An 18,543-nucleotide genomic window follows, 5' to 3' on the forward strand; every position below is an offset into this window, starting at 1 on the left:
AATCATAAAGATAACACCTAAATAAACACCCTGAATCACACTCTTTCCAACCAACACACACATCAACACCCTAAACACCATTCCGCCGTTCTACGACTCGATGTGCCTGAAACTGGTGGTCTGGGCACTGACCTGGGAAGAGGCGATGGACCGTGGCCTGCGCGCCCTCGACGACATGCGTCTGCAAGGCGTGAAGACCACCGCCGCGTACTATCAGGAAATCCTGCGCAACCCGGAATTCCGTAGTGGCCAGTTCAATACCAGCTTTGTTGAAAGCCACCCTGAATTGACCAACTACTCGATCAAGCGCAAACCCGAAGAGCTGGCCCTGGCCATCGCCGCCGCCATCGCCGCCCACGCAGGCCTGTGAGGAATAGAACAATGACTAAAAAGATTTTTGTAACCGACACCATCCTGCGCGACGCTCACCAATCGCTGCTCGCCACCCGCATGCGCACCGAAGACATGTTGCCGATCTGCGACAAGCTCGACAAAGTCGGCTACTGGTCGCTGGAATGCTGGGGCGGCGCGACCTTCGACGCCTGCGTACGTTTCCTCAAGGAAGATCCGTGGGAGCGTCTGCGCCAACTGCGCGCTGCGTTGCCTAACACGCGCCTGCAAATGCTCCTGCGTGGCCAGAACCTGTTGGGCTATCGCCATTACAGCGATGACGTGGTCAAAGCGTTCGTCGCCAAGGCAGCGGTCAATGGCATCGACGTGTTCCGCATCTTCGACGCGATGAACGACGTGCGTAACCTGCGCGTGGCCATCGAAGCGGTGAAAGCTGCCGGCAAACACGCTCAGGGCACTATCGCCTACACCACCAGCCCGGTACACACGATCGACGCTTTCGTGGCGCAAGCCAAACAAATGGAAGCCATGGGTTGCGACTCGGTAGCGATCAAGGACATGGCCGGTCTGCTGACGCCGTATGCCACCGGTGAACTGGTCCGGGCGTTGAAAACGGAGCAGTCGCTGCCGGTGTTCATTCACTCGCATGACACCGCTGGTCTGGCGACGATGTGCCAACTCAAGGCCATCGAAAACGGTGCCGATCACATCGATACCGCGATCTCCAGCTTCGCTTCGGGCACCAGCCACCCGGGCACCGAGTCGATGGTGGCTGCGCTCAAGGGTTCCGAGTTCGACACCGGTCTGAACCTGGAACTGCTGCAAGAGATCGGCCTGTACTTCTACGCCGTGCGCAAGAAGTACCACCAGTTCGAAAGTGAATTCACTGCCGTCGACACCCGCGTGCAAGTCAACCAGGTGCCGGGCGGGATGATTTCCAACCTGGCCAACCAGTTGAAAGAGCAGGGCGCGCTCAACCGTATGGCTGAAGTGCTGGCGGAAATCCCGCGCGTGCGTGAAGACCTCGGCTTCCCGCCGCTGGTGACGCCAACTTCGCAGATCGTCGGCACCCAGGCTTTCTTCAACGTCCTGGCCGGCGAACGCTACAAGACCATCACCAACGAAGTGAAGCTTTACTTGCAGGGCGGTTACGGCAAGGCGCCGGGCTTGGTGAACGAAAAACTGCGTCGTCAGGCCATCGGCAGCGAAGAAGTGATCGACGTGCGCCCGGCCGATCTGCTCAAACCGGAAATGACCAAGCTGCGTGCCGATATCGGTGCGCTGGCCAAGTCGGAAGAAGACGTGCTGACCTTCGCCATGTTCCCGGACATCGGTCGCAAGTTCCTCGAAGAGCGTGCCGCCGGCACCCTCGTGCCGGAAGTGCTGCTGCCGATTCCAGAGGCTGGCGCAGTGACGTCGGCGGGCGGCGAAGGCGTACCGACCGAGTTCGTCATTGACGTCCACGGCGAGACTTACCGCGTCGACATTACCGGTGTCGGTGTGAAGGCTGAAGGCAAGCGTCACTTCTACCTGTCCATCGACGGCATGCCGGAAGAAGTGGTTTTCGAACCGCTCAACGAATTCGTCGGCGGTGGCAGCAGCAAACGCAAGCAAGCCTCGGCACCGGGCCACGTCAGCACCACCATGCCCGGCAACATCGTCGATGTGCTGGTCAAGGAGGGCGACACCGTCAAGGCGGGCCAATCTGTGCTGATCACCGAAGCCATGAAGATGGAAACCGAAGTCCAAGCCGCCATCGCCGGCAAGGTGACGGCGATTCATGTGGCCAAGGGCGACCGGGTAAACCCGGGCGAAATCCTGATCGAGATCGAAGGCTGAGATAACAGCCGCGATCCAACGCTTTAAACCTCGGGGGGGCATGTGCTCCCCTTTTTTTTTGCCCGTTTTTTCACATCAGCGCGAATCCTTGTGGGAGCGAGCTTGCTCGCGAATGCGGTGTTTTCGTCGAAGAATAACTCGACTGACACTCCCCCTTCGCGAGCAAGCTCGCTCCCACAACGACGGGGTTCAGATCATCAGAACGCCATTCGCCACTGGCCCATCACGCCGTGAGTGCGGCTTTCGCTGCCGAACTCTCCGGTGACGCTCACACCCAGTGTGTGGTTGGCCGACAATTCGAGGTCGAGACCCGCATCGACGCCCAGGCTGTTGCGATCCAGTTCTGCACCGGTAACGATGAAGCGTTTGCTGCCCCTCACCAATTGCTGGTGGGTTTCGCTGTCGAGTTCGCCAAAGGTGTGTTTCCATCCCGCGCTCAATCGCGGCGTCAGGCTCATGCCGTTGTCCAGTGAGTGGATTTTCGCCGCGCGCAAACCGAAGGTACTGCTGAGGTTGTCGCGGGCTTGCCCAAAGACTTTCAGCGCTGCATCCCCACCTTTTTCGCTGTGGCTGTCACGTTGATAACGTTGATAGCCGAGGCTGGCGAACGGTTCGAGTGTCACGTTGTTGCGGCCCAAATTGAAACCCAGTTCGGCGAAGGCTTGCTGGGTGTTGGCGTTGTAATTGCCTTTGAGGCGATCGCGGAAACCGTTGAACGCCACCCGACGTTTGCTGCTGCCGTCATGGCTGGCGTAGGTGGCACCCAAACGTAGCGCCAGTGGTCCGTCCTGACGCACTGCGTAGGCGCCGAGGTGCCAGCTGTCGAGGTCGCCATCGTACTGGCGGGCATCGAGTTTCGTCTGGGATTTGCCGCCCAGCAGACCGATATGCCATTGCTCATCAAGGCGCCAGTCAGCGCCCACGACCAGGCCTTGAGTGGCGTGCTTCAGGGGGCTGTCGGACTCGCGATCAACCTTGCCGCCATGACCGAGTGCCTGAACCCAGACTCGCCCGGAGTCTGCACCGCCGGCAGCCTCGCGAGGTGAGTTGCCCGAGCCATAAGCTGCGCCCGTGCGATTGTCGAGTTGGCGCATGGCCAAGAGCATGCTCGCGCTTACGGGGGTGATGCTGCTTAACGTGGCTTTGGCGAGGTTGGCGTTGCTGCCGGCGGCGAGTTGTTCGAGGGCGAAAGAGGCTGTGTGCTTGTCGCTGGCCAATAACGCGGCGACGGCTGCACTTGCGGGTTTTTGAGATGGCGGGGCTGGCGTATCGGCAACTTCGTTGGAAGGCGCAGTAACGATGTCGTCGTGCATCGGTGATGAAACTGGTGCTGGTGCCGCCGATGCGATCTGACCTGAATCGGCAACTGGCGCAGGAACTGAAGCTGAAGCTGGAACTGGAACTGGAACTGAAGCTGAAGCTGAAGCTGAAGCTTCAGCTGAAGCTTCAGCTGAAGCTGGAGCCGGCGCTGAAGCAGTAATCGAATGTGGAACTGATGTTGATGCTGTCAGCGCTGCTGGTGCTGGTGCTGGTGCTGGTGCTGGTGCTGCGGATAGCGATGGCGCTTGTGGCTCGACGATGCTCTCGGCAATGGAAAGGGCATTGTCTGTAGTGGCAGCGCTCGTTAGTGGAACCTCGTTGCGGCTGTAAGTCAGGCCGACGGATTTTTTGTTGTATTGCGGTGTGGCTGTCATGAAGGCGAGGTTGTTCAAGATCGCGCCGAATTCACCTTCGACTTTCGCTGCTTCGATGATTTTGTACGGGCTGCTTAGCGGATATTCCCCGGGAATCGCGACGACTCTCAGGGTGGCTCCATCAAGCATTGCAGTGCCGTCGACCTTGATCGTTTGACCACGACTAGCAGGGGAGACCTCATAGGCCAGTTCGGCTTTCGGAGATAGGCTCAAGTTGCCTTTGACCCGTGGGCTACCATGCAGTCCATTGACCGTGAGCAGTCCTTCAACGTGCAAATTTCCTACCGTGCCCTTACCTGCGAAGCTGCCGTTCTTCTCGACATACACATCCCCTTTGATGCTTCCTTTATTGAAGAGCTTGCCGGCGGTAATCGCGCCACCTTCAATGGTGCCCACGTTGGTCAGAGCACCATCATTTTGTACCAGTACGCCTTCCTTGAAGTCTCCCTTACTACTCAGCGTCCAGTCACCCTTGACGAGAAACAGTCCGTTGAAATTACTGGTGTCTTTAAGCGTGCCTCCATCCAAGACATCCACTAGCAAGAAGTTATCTCCTGCGCCGCCATCCATCCGGCCGGAGAAGCTGGCGCCGTCTTTCAGAAGGATAAAATCGTTGGCGTCGGTACCCTGAAAAGTACTTTCGGCTGCAACGAAAGGGTGGGAAACAGTAGCTGTATCGTTGAACACAGCCTGAAGCCTTCCGAGAGCGTCTTCATAGGGACTGGCTTGCGACAGCTCCGGCGCATTCATGATTTCAGGTGATTCAGAGGCATCAGACAATTGCTGAGCGTTCGCAAGCTCCATGCATCCCAGCGCCAGCGCGATGGCCAAGGCCAGGTGTTGCGGTTTGTATCGGTGTTGAGCGGGCATCAAGTAGGGCCTTTCTTGGAAGAAGACCCAACTCTATTGATGCACCGAAGAATCCGATGTCGGCTGCTTCCCGAAGCGTTGCAGGCGACGTCGCGACATTTTGTGGAAATCTACCGTCAGACTCGGAGTCAGTGTTTTTACCCGAATCCAGCGCTTCCTTTTCCTACAATCTATCGGGACAGTCGCCGACTGTTCAGCAATCCAAAACTCATCTATCACTGCCCAATCAACTCATGAGGCGTCACTGACCACCTTAAGTACGGCGAACGTATGCCCTGCCGTAATGTCGCTCCATCCGCGCCTGAATCAGCTCCAGCCCAATCGACATCAGCCAGTAAATGATCGCTGCCGTGGTCAGCATTTCGATGTAGCGATAGCTTGAACGTCCATATGACTGCGCAAGAAACATCACTTCCCAGACGCCCATCACCGAGATCAACGACGAGTCTTTCAGCATCGAAATGAATTGATTGGTGGTGGGCGGGATGATGGTGCGCATGGCCTGAGGTAGCGTAATGCGCCAGAGAATGACCGAATCGCGCATGCCCAACGCCAGCGATGCTTCTCGCTGGCCATACGGGACGCCAAGAATACCGGCGCGGAAGATCTCGCTGAGGTACGCGCCATAGTTGAGTGACAGGGCGATGATCCCGGCGACGATGGCGCCGGGCACGATGCCCAGTTGCGGCAAACCGAGATAGATCAGCAGGATCTGGATCAGCAGCGGGGTGCCGCGAAAGAACGAGGCGTAAAAACTGGCGATGCCGAAGGCCACCGCACTTTTCGACAGTCGCGCCAACGCAGTCACGAAACCCAGCAGCGACGAGGCAACAATTGAGCACACGCACAGAAACAGCGTCAGTGCTGCGCCCTGCAGGAAACCGTTAGGAGCCAGCTTCAGGCCCACCAGGTTGGGCAGCTTGTCGAGGATGATCGAGAACTTCATGTCGAAGCTCAGAAAGAACCCCGCGAACAGGCAGAACAGCACCGCCCAGGTCAGGTACAACCGCGTACGGAAACCGAACAGCCGGCGCAGGCGTGATTCAGCCACCGGTTGCGGTGGCGTGGGAGGTACCGGGAAAGAAGTCATTGGCTGATGTCGGCACCGATCCATTTTTGCGAGAGCTTGCTCAGGGTGCCGTCCTGTTTGAGTTGGGCAAAGACCTTGCGGACTTTGGCATCCCATTGGGCATCACCCTTCTCGATGGCGACCGAGTTAGGCTCCGAGTACAGCGCTTCGCCGGCGAGCTTGAAGCGTTTGTCTTCGTTCAGGCGTGGCTGCGCAGTGACGAGGTTGGTGAGGATCGCGTCCAGGCGCACGCCAGCACCAAGGCCAAGATCCTGGAACGCGACGTTATCGGTATCGTACGGCGCGATCTGCACATCTTCGAACGGATATTGCAGCTGTGTGTCCTCAGCACCCTCAATGACCAGATTCTTGTTCAGATAGCTTTCATAACTGGAAGCACTGGTGAGGCCGACCTTCTTGCCGCTCAGATCCTTGGCGGTGTGGATTCGATCGTCCTTGGCATTAACCACGATCACCGCCGGAGAGGCGTAGTACTCAACCGGGAAATCGAATACTTCGGCGCGGGCCTTGCTCGGCGTCATCGAGCAGATGCAGATGTCGTAGCGCCCACTCCAGCGGCCGGCAGCGATGACATCCCAGGACGGCGTTTCGAGGCGCAGTTTCACCCCCAGTTTCTCCGCCACGGCTTTGGCGACATCAACGTCGAAGCCATCGAGCTGGTTCTGCTCGTTGAGGAATGAGAAGGGTGGATAGCTTTCCATCAACACGCCAACCAGCTCTTTCTTTTGCTCGATGCGATCCAGTGTTGCGCCACCAAAGGCTTGGGTAGAGGCGGCCAGAATCGTCAGGCCGAGGGCCAGTAGTGGTTGAAATTTCACAGGCGATCCCCGAGTAAAAAAGAGGTTGTTATTAACCGAATGGTGCGTATTAAATAGTTATAAGTACGACTCTGATAGTGAGTTATTTTCATAAGCATATGAGTGAAAAGCATATGGGCGCAGCGAGCACGGTTATTCTTGATGGCGGCATGGGTCGTGAGTTGCAACGAGCCGGGGCGCCATTCCGGCAGCCCGAATGGTCGGCACTGGCGCTGAGCGAAGCACCGCAAGCGGTCGAGGCAGTACACGCTGCTTATATCGCCAGTGGCGCGGACGTGATCACCAGCAACAGTTATGCCGTGGTGCCGTTTCATATCGGCGAAGCGCGTTTCGCCGCTGAAGGTCAGGCTCTGGCAGCGTTGGCCGGTGAACTGGCGCGGCGTGCGGTGCAGGCATCGGGCAAAAACGTGCGAGTGGCCGGCTCCTTGCCACCTTTGTTCGGCTCTTATCGTCCTGATCTGTTCGAGGCGTCCCGGGTGACGGAGCTGCTGAATCCATTGGTCAATGGTTTGGCACCGCACGTAGACCTGTGGCTGGCGGAAACCCAGAGTTCGATCATCGAGGCCCGGGCCATCCACGCCGGGCTTCCGCAGGACGGCAAGCCGTTCTGGTTGTCGTTTACCTTGAAGGATGAAGACACTGACGAAGTACCGCGTTTGCGTTCTGGCGAGCCGGTCGCTGAAGCGGCGGCGTTGGCGGCGGAGTTAGGCGTCGAAACGCTGCTGTTCAATTGCAGTCAGCCCGAAGTGATTGGTGCAGCGATCGATGCGGCACGCGTTACTTTCGAACGTCTGGGGGTGAAGATTCACATCGGCGCCTATGCCAATGCGTTTCCACCGCAGCCCAAAGAGGCAACGGCCAATGACGGACTGGACCCTTTGCGCGAGGACCTTGATCCGCCGGGTTATTTGCATTGGGCGCTTGATTGGCAGCAGCGCGGTGCCAGCCATTTGGGTGGTTGCTGCGGGATTGGCCCGGAGCACATTGCGGTGCTTGCGCAGAAACTGGCTTAAAGCAGATCAAAAGATCGCAGCCTGCGGCGACGCCTACATTTGTCCTGTGTAGGCGCTGCCGCAGGCCGCGATCTTTCGCTTTTTAAACGCTCAAGAACGGCACTCGACCAACCCTTTCACCTGTCCCGAGGTGGTTTGGTTTTCATCACTCAACCACTGCTCGAACCCCGCTGCAATCTGCGGCCATTCCGAATCAATAATCGAGTACCACGCGGTGTCGCGATTCTGGCCCTTGACCACCATGTGCTGGCGGAACACGCCTTCAAAGCTGAAGCCCAAGCGTTCTGCGGCATATTTTGAGCGGGCGTTACCGTTGTTGCATTTCCATTCCAGGCGACGGTAGCCCAAGTCGAAAGAGTGCTTGGCCAACAGGTAAACCGCTTCGGTGCTTTTCGGCGAGCGCTGCATGGGCGCGCCGAAAGTAACGTGGCCGATTTCGATACGGCCCTGCGCCGAGACGATCGACATCAGGCTGAGGATGCCTTGCACCTGGCCACTGGCGCTGTCGATGACGCTGAAGAAATACGGGTCGCTGCTGGCCGCGTGATTGTTCAGCCAGTCATCGAACACGCGGCGTTCGGTAAATGGGCCGTACGGTAAGTAGTCCCAGAGTTTCGGGTCGGCACCGGGGCCTTCGAGGGCGTTGAACAAGTCGTCGCCATGGCGCGCCGGGTCGAGTCGTTCCAGGCGGATGAAGCGGCCCTCGAGCAGTGTGGTCGTGGGGGCGGGCACGCCTTTCCACTCGGCAGGTGAAGTGATCATAAGCGCGTCTCCTTAAAGGGCTTGGCGAAACTGGATGAATCCCGGGCGCTCGGCAATACGCTCGTAGAGCTGGATCGCGGTGGCGTTGGATTCGTGGGTCAGCCAATGGACTTTGCAGCATCCGTCAGCCTTTGCCGTGGCGTATACGTGTTCGATCAGCAGGCGACCGACGCCGGTGCCGCGACTTTCTGGCGCCACTAGCAAGTCTTGCAGGTAGCAGGAGTTTTCGATGCTCCAGTTCGAGCGATGGTAGATGTAATGCACCATGCCCACCGCTTTGCCCTCCGCCCAGGCCAGCGCCGCGTGGGTCGGCTCGCCCGGATCGAGGAAGCGCTGCCAAGTGCTGGGCGTCACCGCGTCTGGCAATTTACCGTTGTAGAAGCTCAGGTAGGCCTGCCACAGCGGCAGCCAGGCGGCATGGTCGTCGGCGCTGACCTGACGGATCTCGATCTGACTCATGGTGATTTCCTTAGCGCATCAATTGGGCGAGGGTTTGATCATTGATCTCGTGGCTGGCGGCCAAACCTTCGCGCACGCCGGCGATGTCTTCGGCGCTGCGGTTCTGGCTAAGCTTGCGCTTGCCTTCCAGGCGGCCGATGGGAATGGCGAAACCGACGATGGCCTTGAGCATGCCATCGATGTAATCGGCGGGCGCGTCGGCGACCGACCAGGGCTGCGCGCGGCCGGCCTCCTGGCGGTCGGTGAGGGTGCTGACGATGTCGAGCAGCCGTCCGCCATCGCTGAAGGTTTCGGCGTGGCCATAGGCGTGGACCGCGATGTAGTTCCAGGTCGGCACGACTTTGCCGTGCTCGGCCTTGCTTGGATAAAAGCCTGGGCTGACGTAGGCATCCGGTCCGGCAAAAATCAGCATCGCTTCGGCGCCGTCGCGCAGGTCTTTCCACTGCGGATTGGCCTTGGCCAAGTGTCCGTAAAGCGTGCCGTATTCGCCTTGCTCGCAATGCAGCAGCACTGGCACATGACTGGCTTGCAGACCGTTTTCGCCGTGGGTCACCAGAATGGCGAGGCGGGTGGCGAGGATCAGCTCGTGGAGTTGGGACAGCTCTTCGATGGCAAAGGCGCGCGGCGTGTACATGGAGAGATTTTCCTTGGCGAATGCCTGCATCGTAGGCAGGCTATTGGTCTGATGTAAGAGCCATTGATGACCAATTTGATAGGTCCATTGCCATGACTGAGTCGTCCACGCTGTCTATGCCGTTCAACCCAGCGGGAATCGAACTTGATCGCCGTCAGGGCTTGAGCCGTCAGCTCTACCAAGCGCTACGCCTGCGTGTGCTGGACGGGCGGCTCGCCGGTGGCACGCGCCTGCCCGCCAGCCGTGATCTGGCCGCTGCGCTGGCGATTTCCCGTAACAGTGTGGTTCGCGCCTACGATCAGCTCTACGCCGAGGGCTTCATTGAAGGGCGGGTGGGCGACGGTACTTACGTGGCGCAACTGCCGGGAGAACAGCTCACGGCGAAAAAACTATCCACAAAAGTATCCACAGGGTTTTCAACAGGCTTACCCACAGCCTTATCCATAAATCCTGCAAATTCCACTGTGATTTCATCCAGTAAAGTTATCCACAGTGGCGTTTTGCAGCGGTTGGAAAACAACCATTTACCCAAGCCTCCCAGTGGTCCGCCACGGGCATTTCGGGTCGGTGTACCGGCATTCGATCTGTTTCCGTTTGACGTCTGGGCCAAGCTCAACGGGGCTTTCTGGCGCAAACCGGATCTTCAGCAGATGTGCTACGGCGACCCGGCCGGCGATGCCCGTTTGCGCAGCCTGATTGCCGCGTATTTGCGCAGTTCACGAGGGATGCAGTGCTCGGCTGAGCAAATTGTGATCACCAGTGGCGCACAGCAGGCCATTAGCCTTTGTGCACAGCTGCTGGTGGAGCCTGGCGATGGCGTGGCGATCGAAAATCCGGGTTATCGCGCGGCCGGTCATGCGTTCGCTGTGGCGGGTGGCCTTCTGCGCGGGATTGGTGTGGATGAAGAGGGTATGGATTGCTCGGCACTGTCGGCCACCAGTGACTGTCGCGTGGCCTACGTGACGCCCTCGCATCAATACCCGACAGGTGTGGTGATGAGCCTGGCGCGGCGTCTTGAACTGCTCGCCTGGGCCGAGCGCACTCAAGGCTGGATCGTCGAGGATGACTACGATGGCGAGTACCGTTACACCGGCGCGCCATTGGCTCCCTTGGCGGCACTCGATCGACAGGGCCGCGTGCTGTATGTGGGCACTTTCGGCAAGGTCGCATTCCCGGCGTTGCGCCTCGGTTATCTGGTGCTGCCACCGGCGCTGGTGCCAGCGTTCTCGCAACGCCGGGCGGTGGACGTCCGGCATTCCGAGGTCAGCACGCAAGCGGTGATGGCCGAGTTCATGGCCGCCGGGCATTTCCAGCGGCATATCCGCCGGATGCGCCGCGCCGCGCTAAACCGGCGTAATACGTTGCTCGATGGTTGGCCAATGGCAATCGCCGGCGTCGGTGACCTGCCGGCGGTGTCCGCCGGCCTGCACCTGACCGTGAAGGTGGAGAGCATCGACCGTGAGCGGCAACTGATTGAGCAAGCCGCCCGCGTGGATGTCGAAATCAACGGCTTGAGCCATCACTGGCTACCGGACTCCACTACGCCCCCGGATCAGCGTGCCGGTCTGGTCCTGGGTTTTGCCGCTGTGCCGGAAGCCGCGATCAAGGCCGCGTTGATCCGCTTGCAACAGGCTTGGCGGGCGTGAAGAACCGAACTGATCGGCGCCGGGGATGACCTGCTCGCCAGTGATGATCCAGGTCGGCGTCGCGCCCATGGCCCATTGCTCAGTGAGCGCTTTCAAAACCCTCAAGCACGTTCACCGCGTTGATGCCGATTTCTTCCACCGCGTAGCCACCTTCCATCACAAACAGCGTCGGCTTGCCGAGCGCGGCGATACGCTTGCCCATTGCCAGGTAATCCGGGCTGTCGAGCTTGAATTGCGAGATCGGATCGTCTTTGAACGTATCGACACCCAAGGACACGACGATGATGTCGGCGCCATAGCTGTCGATCTCGTTGCACGCCTGATTCAGCGCCGCGCTCCAGGTGTCCCAGCCGGAGCCGGCGGGCAATGGATAATTGAAATTGAAGCCTTCGCCGGCGCCTTCACCGAGTTCGTCTTCGTAGCCGAGGAAGAACGGAAACTCCGCTTCCGGGTGGCCATGGATCGAGGTGAACAACACGTCGCTGCGGTCGTAGAAAATCGATTGGGTGCCGTTGCCGTGGTGATAGTCGACGTCGAGGATCGCGACTTTCCGGTGGCCCTGATCGAGGAAGGCCTGAGCGGCGATGGCGGCGTTGTTTAGGTAGCAATAACCACCCATCAAATCGCCGGCAGCATGATGTCCCGGTGGGCGACACAAGGCGAAAGCACTGTGTTCGCCGCGCTGGATCGCCGCTTGCGCGGTCAGTGCAACCTGCGCTGCGCTGTACGCCGCTTGCCAGGTGCCGGCGGTGATCGGCGCGCCGCCGTCGAAGCTGTAGTAACCGAGTTGGCCGTGCAGGCTGGTCGGTTTGATGGCGCGCAGTGTGCGGGCTGGCCAGGTGTAGGGCAGCAAGTCGCCGTCGGTGTTGAATTCGGTCCAGCGCGCCCACGCGCCTTTGAAGAAATCGAGATAGTCGCGGCTGTGAATGCGAGCGATCGGTTCGAGACCGAAATCCTTCGGCGCTTCAACCGGGCCGAGGTGCTGATGCTGCACGCGTTGCAGCACATGGTCGGCGCGCGACGGCATCTCGAAGCAAGGCTTGAGCTGGCCATCGATCAATTCGCAGCGGCCATGGTGCAGGTGGTGATCGTCCGAGTAGATCGTCAGCATTTGTTGTTCTCCGCAGGGGCTGATTCGCTTGCTGCCAGTGTTGCGGCGCTCAGCGATTCGGAAAACGGCAGAAGAGGCCAAAAGGGGATCGATATGGCCAGAACCTCTGACCGCTATTCGCCCCTTGCTTGAGCAGGCCTGCCCAAGCAGTAGACATGAAAAACAAACCTGTGGGAGCTGGCTTGCCAGCGATAGCGGTGTGTCAGCCAACATTAATGTTGGCTGTGCCGAAGTCATCGCTGGCAAGCCAGCTCCCACAAAGGGATATCAATGCGGTCGGAACTGGCTCGGCGCCACGCCACTCCAGCGCACAAACGCATGGCGAAAGCTCGCGGTCTCGCTGAAGCCCAGGGTTTCGGCGATGCGATAGATCGGCAATTGATCTTCACACAGCATCTGCTTGGCCCGTTCGAAGCGCAGTTCATCGAGCAGTTCCTGATAGCTGCTGCCCATGTCCTTCAAATGTCTGCGCAGGGTGCGCGGCGAGCATTTCATCTGCTGGGCCAGGCCTTCCAGCCCCGGTGCGGCGTTCAACTGGGCACTGAGCAACTGACGGATGCGCCCCAGCCAGGCCTGACGTCCGGTGAATTCGAGGTTCTGCTTGCGACAGCGTTCCGCCATGGTTTGATGGGTGATGGCGTCCGCCAGCGGCAGCGGTTGGTCCAGCCAATGTCGGTCGAAGGCGAACGCGTTGTCCTTGGCGGCGAAGTGCAGCGGGCAGGCGAAGTGTTCGGCATAGCTGTCGCGGTAGTCCGGTGCCGCGTGTTCAAACCGGGTGGCCAGCAACGGCAGCGGATGACCGAGCAAGTCGTCGCAAATGACTTTGAGCGAAACCAGGCAGAATTCGGCATTGAACACCGCCATCGCCGGGCTCTCACGGTAATCGGCGGCGACGAACCAGACGCGCTCGCCGTCGTCCTCAAGACTCAGCTCGAAAAGTGTTCCCAACAGCGCCGGATAGCGGATCGCCAAACGCAAAGCGTCACCGAAGGTGGCACAGGTGAGCAACGCGTAACCGAGAATGCCATAGCAGGAAACGTGCATGCGCCGGCCCAGTTCCAGGCCGATGTCGTGCTTTAGCGCGACCGCGTTGGCGCAGACCTGCATCTCCTGATTGGTGGTGATGCGCGTGTCGGCCCGGGCCAGATCCGCCGCACTGATGCCGCTGCCGGCCAGCAATGCCTCGCTGGACAAGCCTTGATCCCTGAAGGTGTTGAGTATCAGCGAGACCGCGTTGAGAGTGGTGAGGTGGGAGTGGAGCATAAGATCTTCCAGCCTTGGGATGGCTGGAACGCAGCAAGTTGTATGCCGCAGTAGCCCCTCACCCCAGCCCTCTCCCAAAGGGAGAGGGGGCCGATTGGGGGATATTGGCGGGATACGCCGACTTGAAAAAGCTCTGCCGAATCCATAATCGACACTTTTTTTCAGGTCGGCGTATAGCGCGAGACACTAAGGTCAGTCCCCTCTCCCGGTGGGAGAGGGTTAGGGTGAGGGCAAATCCGCAGTCTTGCTCAGATCAGTTCGCCGCAGAGGTCGAGTTCGATCAGTCGCCGCACTTCAGCAGTCTCAAGCCCCGCCCCCAGCAAACCATGCAACTTGCCAAACGCCGCCTCACGGGTCATCCCGCCACCGGACAGCACGCCAACACCGCGCAAGCGGCTGCCAGCTTCGTACACATCCAGCTCAACTCCGCCTTCATGGCACTGCGTTACTGCAACCACCACCACGCCGTTGTCCCGCGCACGGCTGAGGCTGGCGAGGAACTCTGGATTGTCGCTCGGCCCGGTGCCGCTGCCGTAGCACTCCAGCACCAGACCCTGAATGCCGCTGTCGAGCAGACCGTCGAGGATTGCGGCGCCGATTCCAGGGAACAACGGCAGTACCGCAACGTTCGCCAGTAACTTGGGCTGGTTGTAATTCAACGCAGCCGGCACAGAAGTAGCTTTCACGCCGCCGCCCTGACGCTCCAGACGCTTGAACGGATGGCGACCGAAGCTGCGCACTTTCGCGCAACGGGTCGGCGCCAGCAGTTCACCGTGGAAGTACAGATGCACGCCGGGTGCCAGGCCCTGACCGAGGGCGACCAGTGCGCCGCTGAGGTTTTCCCAGGCATCGCTATCGGTGACGCCGGCCGGCAACATGGAACCGGTGAAACATACCCGAGCATGCAGGCCGAGCAACTGAAAACTCATCGCCGCAGCGCTGTACGCCAAGGTGTCGGTGCCATGCAGGATCAGCACGCTGTCGCAGTTCTGTACATCAACCGCATCGACCACTGCTTCACGCAGTTGCTGCCAATAGGCCGGGGTCATGTTGGCGCTGTCGATCAGCGGCGACATCTCGCGAAAGCGCCACTGTGGCACGACCAGTTCTGGCTGGCTGTGCAGATAGTCGCGCATCCGCGCTTCGAAACCGGACGCCGGGGCCAGGCCATTGGCGCTGGCCTGCATGCCGATGGTGCCACCGGTGTACAGCACCATGACGTTTTGCGCGGCAGGATAGGTCGACGAATTCATGAGGATTCTCCGAAAGGATGAGGTCCTGTGGGAGCGAGCCTGCTCGCGAAGGGGGGCTTCAAATTCAACATCAATGTCGATTGATCCACCGCTTCGCAAGCAGGCTCGCTCCCACAGTTTTCCGAACTGTAACTGACGGGCGCAGAGGATGCGCCCGTCATTCACCCATCAGCGTTGCGCTGCTGGGGCGCCTTGCGGCTCAACTTCAGTCTTGCCAGCTGCGGCAGGCGGGTTGGCCGGCCAGGCTTTGCGGTCCAGATCCAGATCCGGGAATTTGCTCGAATCGAACACCGGCGTCTTGATGCCGGCCGCACGCTGGTCATCGTAGTCACGCAGGATACGCATGCCGATCTTGAACAGCAGGAACAGCGCGATCAGGTTCACAAACGCCAGCATGGTCATGGTGATGTCGGCGAAGGCGAACACGGTGCCGAGGTTTTCGATAGCGCCCCAGAAGATCAACACCAGTACCAGTGCGCGGTAGCCAATCAGCGCCTTACGATTTTCACCGATCATGAAGCGCAGGTTGCTCTCGCCCAGGTAGTAGTTGTAGAGGATCGAGGTGAACACGAACAACGCCAGGGCCACCGAGATAAACATCCGGCCCCATTCACCGACCACCGCGGCCAGCGAGTTCTGGGTCAGGGCAATGCCATCGCCTTCGAAGCCCGGAGTGTAGAAGCCCGAGAGCAGGATCAGCAGCGCAGTGCAGGTGCAGATCACGAAGGTGTCGAGGAACACGCTGAACGCCTGAACCACACCCTGTGCCACCGGGTGCTCGACCGACGCCACAGCCGCCACGTTCGGCGCACTGCCCAAACCGGCTTCGTTGGCGAACACGCCGCGCTTCACGCCCATGACGATGGCACTACCGATCAGACCGCCGAAGGCCTGGTCGAGACCGAAAGCGCTCTTGACGATGGTCATCAACATGGCTGGAACGTGGTCGAATTGCAGCACGATCACGTAGAGGGTCACGCCAATGTAGGCCAGAGTTTTCACCGGCACCAGCAGGTCAGCAACCTTGGCGATACGCTTGATCCCGCCGATGAATACCAGACCCAGCAATGCCGCCAGACCGAGGCCGGTGTAAGTGGTGTCGAGGCCGAAGGCGTCGTTCAGCGAGTGAGTCACGGCGTGAGCTTGCAGGCCGTTGAAGGCGAAACCGAAGGTCACCAGCAACAGGAACGCCATGATCATACCCAACCAGCGCTTCTGCAGGCCGTGCTGGATGTAGTAGGACGGGCCGCCACGGTAAGTGCCGTCGGCATCCGTACGTTTGTAGAGCTGGCCGAGCGAGCACTCGAAGAAGCTGCTGGACATGCCGACCAGTGCGGTCACCCACATCCAGAACACCGCACCTGGCCCACCGAGGGTCACGGCGATGCCGACACCGGCGATGTTGCCTGCACCGACACGGCCGGCGAGGCTGAGCATCAGGGCCTGGAACGAGCTGAGTTGCCCGGCGCTGCTTTTCAGGCTGTCGCGGAATACCGCGAACATGTGGAAGAAGTGACGCAATTGAACGAAACGCGAGCGAATCGTGAAGTAGCTACCGAGCCCGACAATGAGCACGATCAGTACTTTCCCTGAGAGGAAGTCGTTGATGACTTCGAGCATGGATTTTTCCTCGCTGTTTTTTGTTTAAGCAAATGCTGGATGTTCAGAAACATCGCGTTACACCGGTATGCGCACGGCACAACAGGTGAGGCGAAGGTTTCGTCCCGGATCCATTTCGCGGGTTTGTTATTAGTTCGGGTTTCGCATGGGTTATGGCCTCGTTACCGACGACCGCTCACGCGAAGAGGGGCGGCACTATACCGATCAGTGGCGCGCCCGTCTGCACGGTAGTGGTGCAAGCGACGAAACGAAGCTTTGAAACACCCGGCGTTATCGGCGCCGGGCTAGTGCGGGAACTGCTCATCTGTGGGAGCGAGCTCGGTGGCGAGGGGATTTATCCCCGATGGGTCGCGTAGCGGCCCCAAAGCCTGCAAATGCAATGTGTCAGGCACACCGCGTGCAATGATTTTGCGACTGCTTCGCAGCCGATCGGGGATGAATCCCCTCGCCACAAGGGCTCATCTCCACATGAAGCAATCCCCAGACATACGGGTCTCAGGATCAAACAGTTAAAAAAAAGGGCTTGGGGAATAATCCCCAAGCCCTCAAAAGGTGAGAGGTGTCTAGTCCCTCGACCTGGTGAGCGGTGCTACAAAGTAACGCGTCGGCTCAGCCTTTGAGCGGAACCAGACGCGGAGCAATCATGTTTTCCGGGCGCAGGATGTCGGCGAGCATGGCTTCGTCGAGCAGACCTTCTTCGCGCACCAGTTCCAGCACGCCGCGGCCGCTTTCAAGAGCGATGCCGGCGATGCGGGTGGCGTTTTTGTAGCCGATGTATGGGTTCAGTGCGGTGACCAGACCGATCGAGTGCTCGACCAGTTCACGGCAGCGCGCTTCGTTGGCGGTGATGCCGACGATGCAGTGCTCACGCAGCATGTCCATGGCGCGTTGCAGTAAGCGGATCGAGTCGAAGATCTTGAAAGCGATCAGCGGCTCCATCACGTTCAGCTGCAACTGGCCACCTTCGGCTGCCATGGTCAGTGCCAGATCGTTACCGATGACCTGGAAGGCCACCTGGTTAACGGCTTCCGGGATAACCGGGTTGACCTTGCCGGGCATGATCGAGCTGCCTGGCTGACGCGCTGGCAGGTTGATTTCGTTGATGCCGGTGCGTGGGCCGCTGGACAGCAGGCGCAAGTCGTTGCAGATCTTCGACAGCTTGACCGCGGTGCGCTTGAGCATGCCGGAGAACAGCACGAAGGCGCCCATGTCGGAGGTGGCTTCGATCAGGTCGGCCGCTGGCACCAGCGGTTGACCGCTGATCAGCGCCAGACGCTGTACAGCCAGCGCTTGATAGCGCGGATCGGCGTTGATGCCGGTACCGATCGCGGTGCCGCCCAGGTTCACTTCAGTCAGCAGTTCGGGGGCCAGCGTCTTCAGACGGGCCAGGTCTTCGCCCATGGTGGTGGCGAAGGCACGGAATTCCTGGCCGAGGGTCATCGGCACGGCGTCTTGCAGCTGGGTACGGCCCATCTTCAGGACGTGATCGAATTCTTTACCTTTGGCCGCGAATGCCTGAATCAGGCTGTCGAGGCTGGCGAGCAGGGTGTCGTGACCCAACAGCAGACCCAGGCGGATGGCCGTCGGGTAGGCGTCGTTGGTCGACTGCGCCATGTTCACGTCGTCGTTGGGGTGCAGGTACTGGTACTCGCCTTTCTGGTGACCCATTGCTTCCAGAGCAATGTTGGCGATCACTTCGTTGGCGTTCATGTTGGTGGAGGTACCGGCGCCACCTTGAATCATGTCGACCACGAACTCTTCGTGGAAGTCACCGCGGATCAATCGTGCACAGGCTTCGCTGATGGCAGCGTGCTTGGCTTCGCTCAGGTGACCCAACTCGCGGTTGGCGTCAGCGGCGGCCTGTTTGACCATCGCCAGACCCACAACCAGCTTCGGGTAATGCGAAATCGGAACGCCCGAGAGGCGGAAGTTGTTCACCGCTCGCAGGGTCTGGATGCCGTAATACGCTTGAGCCGGTACGTCGAGGGCGCCAAGCAGGTCGTTTTCTGTGCGGAAAGATGCAGCGGAGGACATGATAGAAATCATCTCGATATGGACCCGGTCTGTGCCGGAACGCTGCGAATGCTAGGCTTGTGGGGAAATTTGGGCCAATGCTGTTA

At 59.6% G+C, this 18,543-nt stretch carries 15 protein-coding genes; 4 read left to right on the plus strand and 11 right to left on the minus strand.

Going from position 1 to position 18,543, the window contains the following annotated elements; translation table 11 throughout:
• Positions 1-34 precede the first annotated feature (34 nt).
• Positions 35-370: a hypothetical protein gene (locus ACIQVE_RS11130; RefSeq protein WP_402807963.1), complete on the plus strand. Its 336-nt coding sequence runs from the start codon at positions 35-37 to the stop codon at positions 368-370.
• Between the two features lie 11 nt (positions 371-381).
• A complete protein-coding gene (oadA, locus tag ACIQVE_RS11135; RefSeq protein ID WP_402807859.1) occupies positions 382-2,190 on the plus strand; it encodes a sodium-extruding oxaloacetate decarboxylase subunit alpha in 1,809 nt (602 codons plus the stop codon).
• Between the two features lie 197 nt (positions 2,191-2,387).
• Here the strand turns inward: oadA and ACIQVE_RS11140 are convergent, their stop codons facing one another.
• The 3 genes from ACIQVE_RS11140 to ACIQVE_RS11150 form a co-directional block, all read right to left on the minus strand.
• Positions 2,388-4,754: an autotransporter domain-containing protein gene (locus tag ACIQVE_RS11140; RefSeq protein ID WP_402807861.1), complete on the minus strand. Its 2,367-nt coding sequence runs from the start codon at positions 4,752-4,754 to the stop codon at positions 2,388-2,390.
• A gap of 253 nt (positions 4,755-5,007) precedes the next feature.
• Entirely contained in the window at positions 5,008-5,844 is an 837-nt protein-coding gene (locus ACIQVE_RS11145) for an amino acid ABC transporter permease (protein WP_402807864.1), read from the minus strand.
• Positions 5,841-6,662, minus strand: a complete 822-nt coding sequence (locus ACIQVE_RS11150; RefSeq protein WP_402807866.1) for an ABC transporter substrate-binding protein — start codon at positions 6,660-6,662, stop codon at positions 5,841-5,843. The genes ACIQVE_RS11145 and ACIQVE_RS11150 overlap by 4 nt, the downstream gene beginning before the upstream one ends.
• 113 nt (positions 6,663-6,775) lie before the next feature.
• Here ACIQVE_RS11150 and ACIQVE_RS11155 point away from each other — a divergent pair, with 113 nt between their 5' ends.
• On the plus strand, positions 6,776-7,675 hold the full coding sequence (locus ACIQVE_RS11155) for a homocysteine S-methyltransferase family protein (protein ID WP_402807869.1): 900 nt from the start codon (positions 6,776-6,778) through the stop codon (positions 7,673-7,675).
• A gap of 90 nt (positions 7,676-7,765) precedes the next feature.
• On the opposite strand, the gene ACIQVE_RS11160 is transcribed toward ACIQVE_RS11155, so the two are convergent.
• From ACIQVE_RS11160 to ACIQVE_RS11170, 3 genes are read right to left on the minus strand one after another with little or no spacing between them, the layout of a single operon-like run.
• Positions 7,766-8,437 (minus strand): GNAT family N-acetyltransferase, encoded by a 672-nt coding sequence (locus ACIQVE_RS11160; protein ID WP_402807872.1) that lies wholly within the window; start codon positions 8,435-8,437, stop codon positions 7,766-7,768.
• A gap of 12 nt (positions 8,438-8,449) precedes the next feature.
• The gene (locus ACIQVE_RS11165) at positions 8,450-8,896 is read right to left on the minus strand and encodes a GNAT family N-acetyltransferase (protein ID WP_402807874.1); all 447 of its coding nucleotides are present in this window, start codon (positions 8,894-8,896) and stop codon (positions 8,450-8,452) included.
• Positions 8,897-8,906: 10 nt separating this feature from the next.
• Positions 8,907-9,530, minus strand: coding sequence for an FMN-binding negative transcriptional regulator (locus ACIQVE_RS11170; RefSeq protein WP_402807876.1), 624 nt, complete (start codon positions 9,528-9,530; stop codon positions 8,907-8,909).
• A gap of 92 nt (positions 9,531-9,622) precedes the next feature.
• Here ACIQVE_RS11170 and ACIQVE_RS11175 point away from each other — a divergent pair, with 92 nt between their 5' ends.
• Positions 9,623-11,176, plus strand: a complete 1,554-nt coding sequence (locus ACIQVE_RS11175) for a PLP-dependent aminotransferase family protein (protein ID WP_402807878.1) — start codon at positions 9,623-9,625, stop codon at positions 11,174-11,176.
• Positions 11,177-11,255: 79 nt separating this feature from the next.
• On the opposite strand, the gene ACIQVE_RS11180 is transcribed toward ACIQVE_RS11175, so the two are convergent.
• From ACIQVE_RS11180 to aspA, 5 genes are all read right to left on the minus strand, one after another.
• Positions 11,256-12,287 carry a histone deacetylase family protein gene (locus ACIQVE_RS11180; protein ID WP_402807880.1) on the minus strand — a complete coding sequence of 344 codons (1,032 nt, stop codon included), beginning with the start codon at positions 12,285-12,287 and terminating at the stop codon, positions 11,256-11,258.
• Positions 12,288-12,554: 267 nt separating this feature from the next.
• The gene (locus ACIQVE_RS11185; RefSeq protein WP_402807882.1) at positions 12,555-13,550 is read right to left on the minus strand and encodes an AraC family transcriptional regulator; all 996 of its coding nucleotides are present in this window, start codon (positions 13,548-13,550) and stop codon (positions 12,555-12,557) included.
• 248 nt (positions 13,551-13,798) lie between these two features.
• Entirely contained in the window at positions 13,799-14,803 is a 1,005-nt protein-coding gene (locus ACIQVE_RS11190; protein ID WP_402807884.1) for an asparaginase, read from the minus strand.
• Between the two features lie 168 nt (positions 14,804-14,971).
• A complete protein-coding gene (locus tag ACIQVE_RS11195) occupies positions 14,972-16,423 on the minus strand; it encodes an alanine/glycine:cation symporter family protein (protein WP_402807887.1) in 1,452 nt (483 codons plus the stop codon).
• Between the two features lie 609 nt (positions 16,424-17,032).
• A complete protein-coding gene (aspA, locus tag ACIQVE_RS11200; protein WP_402807888.1) occupies positions 17,033-18,457 on the minus strand; it encodes an aspartate ammonia-lyase in 1,425 nt (474 codons plus the stop codon).
• Between the last annotated feature and the right edge of the window lie 86 nt (positions 18,458-18,543).

Source organism: Pseudomonas sp. NPDC098747 (genome assembly GCF_044760045.1).
Taxonomy (GTDB): domain Bacteria; phylum Pseudomonadota; class Gammaproteobacteria; order Pseudomonadales; family Pseudomonadaceae; genus Aquipseudomonas.